The organism is Bradyrhizobium sp. (assembly GCF_049691595.1).
Taxonomy (GTDB): domain Bacteria; phylum Pseudomonadota; class Alphaproteobacteria; order Rhizobiales; family Xanthobacteraceae; genus Bradyrhizobium.
In genome coordinates this window covers 1-5071 of the sequence record NZ_JBAVNZ010000510.1, presented here as the reverse complement: position 1 = coordinate 5071, position 5071 = coordinate 1, and the positions used below count along the sequence as shown (strand labels likewise).

Sequence of the window (5071 nt, the reverse complement as noted above, 5' to 3'; positions counted from 1 at the left end):
CAGTAGGGTCGATCGAACTGCGGTTAGGCAAATTTGAACTCATAAAAATAGTTCATTACAAAATGGCGAAGCTCAGGCAAGACGGAGAAGATTAAATCGTGTCCCTCCGTTCTCATCGTCAGGTCCCGCTCGTCCTGGTGGAAACCTGACCGATGTCGTCATGCTCGTTCCGGGCGATTTCATCGGAAAGTCGCTTCGACCTCTTCGAGAGAGCCGCTCCACTTCCGCTGGCCCATCGCGACATCGAGCTGCGCGGCAAAAACAGGTCGCGATCGCGGCATAGGGCATGGCCGGACTTGCCGCCGACTCGAGCCCGGCGCGAATGACCCGAGGCGGACGTGTCCACGAATGCGATTATTGTCCCGCTGATGGAGTTCGACTCCCGACTGTTCCCTCCACTGTTATCTACCTCACGGATGGAACCCGATCACCGAACTATACTGGTGAGGCTGGGCGGATCCACCGTCCATTCGACAAATCTAGCTTCACACCTCGTGTGATGCATGGAGGTAGACAGATGTCCAACCAGGATCTCCTTACTCTCGATCAGGCCACGACCATTCGGAAGGATGGCCACTTGGAGTTCGTGACGCATAACGCCTCGATCCAACCCGATCGGCACACCTTCGCCAATTATGACGAGTTCACCCGCTATCTCCGTCAGGCTCTCGGCGGTCGCCCCGAGGGTCGAGGCATTCGCGGGTCCATGTCCCGAAAGGGCATGTACTCACGGCGCGCCGGAAACGGCATCGAGCCGGTTACCTTTGGCGACCCCGTGCTCGACGCCATCTCCTCGGCGACCGGGGTGCTTGTGATCGGAGACCAGACGATCGATCTTCGGGAGGGCCGCGAATTATCAAACGCGCCGACGGGCGCAGGCAGCGGTGTGGTCGTCTATGACGCGCCCTACCTGAAGTTTACCGGCATCGTGAACGGCGCGGAGCGGTGGGCCTCGGACGACGGTGCGATGGTGGAGTACCGCCTGGGCACCGGGCGACTGACCTTTCATGCGTGGAAGAAGCACACCATTTATCAATACTGGTCGATGGGCGGGGAGATCAGTGTGACTAACACCTACGCCAAATTTCAGGCCGCCGACATCACGTCCCATTACTACATGTCGGTCGACGCGCCCTGCCAGGTCGTCAAGATCGACTCCGACTCCGACCGCCACGACACTTACGTCGACGAGTACGAGTGGGGCTGGAACTCGCAGCAGCCGGAACGGGTCGCCTCGCTGTGCCGCGCGGTATGGCATGGCATGCGGTTTGCCGACCTCGTGACCGCGGGCAATGGCTGCGACATCTACAAGAACGACAACTGGCCGGTCGGCTTCCCTGCGGACTGGAACACGATCGGCACCGTGGTGAACCTGAACGGCAACTGGACCGATGGCAGCTCGCGCAGTGCGGTCATCACCGTGGACTTCAAGGCGCTCACGGTCGACATGTCTGCGTTCGGCCGTCCGACCGCCCACGGCACCGTCGTCGACGGTTCATCGATCACCGTGACGTTCCCCGACGACAAGACCTATACGGGTCAGCTCCAGTCGCCGAACAAGATCAGATGGTCCAATGGTTCGGTCTGGACGAAGGTCATCAACACCGTGTTCGATCTGAACGGCAGCTGGACCGATGGCAGCGCCCGGAGTGCGGTGATCTACGAAGGACCCTCATCCATCAAGGTTGATATGTCCGATTATGATCGTCCCGACGCCCACGGCTCCATCGCCAATGCCTCGACGATTTCGATCACCTTCCCGGACGACAAGACGTATACCGGCCAACTTCAGCCGCCGAACAAGATCAGGTGGTCCAACGGTTCGGTCTGGACGAAGAAAGCTTGAGGCGAACTTCGTGCTGGCTCCGCTCTGGCTGTGCTTTAGCACAATGCGCAATCCCGATGTGGCCACAATGGATGGCCACCTCTTCGCTCCTGATAGCGCGCCGATGTTCGCTTTGGGGCATAACGGGGCATGGCCGTACCTGCTGCCGACTCGAGCAGGGCGCGAATGACCCAAACCCCACTTCGACTACCTCCGATATGACACGGTGCGAAGTCGTCGTTAGACCTTTAAGGATGCCTATTTCGCCGATACAATGCCACCTGCTCTTCTGGGGGCAAGCATGAAACGCCGGGAATTTATCGGTCTTGCGACGGGAGCAATGACCTGGGCTCACGGAGCGCGCGGACAGCAGGCCGCAAGCATTCGCCGGATAGGAGTGCTGTCACCTTTCTCTCCCGCCGACACCTTGCTTTGGAACAAGGCGTTGCTGCGGGGGCTTCGTGATGTTGGATGGGTCGATGGCAAGAATCTCACTATCGAGTATCGATATGCCGAGGGCAAGAAAGAACGTCTCCGCGAGCTGGTCACCGATCTTATTCGACAAAAGGTCGACATCATCGTCACAACGGTTACGCTGGATACTCTGACGGCTAAAAACGCGACTGCGGAAATCCCGATCGTCATGGTGGCTGTGGGAGACCCTGTGGCGACCGGGATTGTTAGAAGCTTGGCGCGACCGGGTGGAAACATCACCGGCCTGTCGCAAATGACGCCAGACCTGAGTGGAAAACGCCTGGAGTTGCTTAAGGAGATCGTACCCAAAGTATCCGCTGTTGCCTTGCTTTTTAATCCAGAAGATCAACTCTCGATACTGGACTGGAAGGAAGCCCAGCTTTCAGCGCAAAGCTTGGGTATCGCGGTTCATTCGTTGGAGGTTCGTAGTACCGCCGATCTTGAAAAGGTCTTGCACGAAGCAGCTACATCGCGCGTGGGCGCTCTCGTCATCATGCCCGCTCCGATATTGTTTGACAACCTGAAGTTGATGGCGGACTTTGCGATACAGGCGCGTCTGCCTTCGACATTTCACCTGCGGGAATTTCCGGCCGCTGGCGGCCTCGTCTCATATGGTGTGGATCGTTCAGAATTATTCAGGCGCGCCGCCGCGTACGTCGATAAAATCCTGAAAGGTGCAAGCCCGGCAGCTTTGCCGATCGAGCAGCCAACAAAATTCGAACTTGTGATCAACCTCAGGACAGCCGCGACGCTCGGCCTCACCATTCCCCCAACCTTGCTTGGTATCGCCGATGAGCTGATCGAATAGAGACGTTTTTTGCTGCGGTGCTTACGTCTGTAATGGCACATCGCGACATCGAGCTGCGCAGCAAAAACAGGTCGCGATCCGGGCATGACGGATACGGCCGGACCTGCTGCCGGCTCGACCCGGTCGCTTGGTGCCAACTCGGACGTCGGCCACGCGCAACGGAAATCGGCTTGAAGCACGTTTGAAACTCTCGACAACCGCGGCGCGGGGCTGGCACGAGACGGCGCGCATTCATGGGGGATCTTTTGTCGGGCGCCGAACAAAGAGGCGCCGGCGGGTCACGCCGACGCCTGCTTCGCTGCACCGCGCGTTGGCGGCAACGGGTCAGCCCGGTCCCGCGCCTTGCGTGGCGGTGTACACGGCGTAGAGCGACTGGCTCGCGGCCATGAACAGGCGGTTGCGCTTGGGGCCGCCGAAGCAGATGTTGCCGCACACCTCGGGCAGGCGGATCCGGCCCAGCAGCTTGCCGTCCGGCGTCCATACCGTCACGCCGCTATAGCCGACGTGGCGGCCGGCATTGCTCGAGACCCAGACATTGCCGTTGACATCGCAGCGCACGCCGTCCGGTCCGCATTTCACGCCGTCGATCATGAAATCGCTGAACCGCTTCTGATTGGAGAGCTTGTTGTCGGCGCCGACATCGAACACGGACATGTCGCCCTTGCCGCCCGGACCGGTATCGCCTGGCCCTTTGCCGGTACTGGCGACGTACAGCTTCTTGTAATCGGGCGAGAACGCGAGGCCGTTGGGATCGGGCACCTGGTCCTCGCTGACCACGAGGTCGAGGCGGCCGCTGGGATCGATGCGATAGCAGTTGGTCGGGAGCTCGCGCTTGCCCGGCACGAAGCCCGCCGGCTGACCGATCCGCGGATTGAGCTTGCCGCCCGCATTGCTGGGGCCTCCCGCAACGTCAGGCTCGCCCTCGTAGAGCTGACCGCCATAGGGCGGGTCGGTGAACCAGTAGCTGCCATCGGGGTGGGCGACGACATCGTTGGGCGAGTTGAGCTTCTTGCCGTTGAAGTTGTCGGCGAGCACCGACGCCGTGCCGTCGTGCTCGTAGCGCACGACCCTGCGGGTGAGATGCTCGCAGGAGAGCTGACGGCCCTGGAAGTCGAACGAGTTGCCGTTGGAGTTGTTGGACGGCGCGCGGAACACGGTGACGCGACCATCGTCCTCCGACCATCTCATCTGCCGATTATTGGGGATGTCGCTCCACAAGAGATAGCGGCCCTGCGCGCTCCAGGCCGGGCCTTCGGCCCACAGCAATCCGGTATGGAGACGCTCGATCGCCGTGTTGGGCTGGGCGAGGTTATTGAACGACGGATCGACCGCGATGATGTCGGGGTCCCAGAAATAGGTGGTCGGGGCGCCGCCCGGGCCGAAATCGCGTGGCGGGCTGGTGATCGTCGACGGTGGAGCCGCCTCGCTGGCCTGCTGGGCCAGCGCGCCGCCGGATCCGACCACGGTGGCACCGGCGGCGATCGCCAGGCCGTGGACGAGCGTTCGCCGTGAAATCATTGATTCCGGATCGCGCTGCACTTCGCGTGTCATCACATCCTCCCGATATATGCGCCGGCCGGTTGATCCGGCCAGGCAGCGGCAAGACTAGTCCGGTCCGGGTCCGGTTGCGAGAGCCGCTTTCGATTCAGCGCGCGGCTGAAGCTGCAATGCTGGATGGCACGGTTTCGTCCAACTCACGTCTATCAGGAGGCGTCGTCGTCGCGCCGGCGGGTATGGATTGTCGAAGCCCGGTCGGGCCGACTTAGCCTCCGCCAACTTGACACCAGCAACGGGTGCCAGGACCATACGGTTTTGCCGTACGCAATAGCACTGGTCGTCTGCGCGCCGTCCGATCGCTCACGGGTTCAACCCGCCCTGCGATCATCTCCACGCGCCCGACGCAGCCGCGTCCACCGCATCCCATTCCGCGTCCGTGACGATCGCGAAACGCACCTCTCTCGGGA

Annotated in this window: 3 protein-coding genes; 2 read left to right on the top strand and 1 reads right to left on the bottom strand. The window is 61.1% G+C overall.

All coding sequences use genetic code 11. The annotated features are described in order from the left end of the window. Window positions 1-517: 517 nt before the first annotated feature. Both WCE35_RS21095 and WCE35_RS21090 read left to right on the top strand, forming a co-directional pair. Window positions 518-1846 carry a hypothetical protein gene (locus WCE35_RS21095; protein WP_424595254.1) on the top strand — a complete coding sequence of 443 codons (1329 nt, stop codon included), beginning with the start codon at window positions 518-520 and terminating at the stop codon, window positions 1844-1846. 280 nt (window positions 1847-2126) lie between these two features. Then, window positions 2127-3107, top strand: coding sequence for an ABC transporter substrate-binding protein (locus WCE35_RS21090; protein WP_424595253.1), 981 nt, complete (start codon window positions 2127-2129; stop codon window positions 3105-3107). 324 nt (window positions 3108-3431) lie between these two features. Here the strand turns inward: WCE35_RS21090 and WCE35_RS21085 are convergent, their stop codons facing one another. Then, on the bottom strand, window positions 3432-4658 hold the full coding sequence (locus WCE35_RS21085; RefSeq protein ID WP_424595252.1) for an SMP-30/gluconolactonase/LRE family protein: 1227 nt from the start codon (window positions 4656-4658) through the stop codon (window positions 3432-3434). Between the last annotated feature and the right edge of the window lie 413 nt (window positions 4659-5071).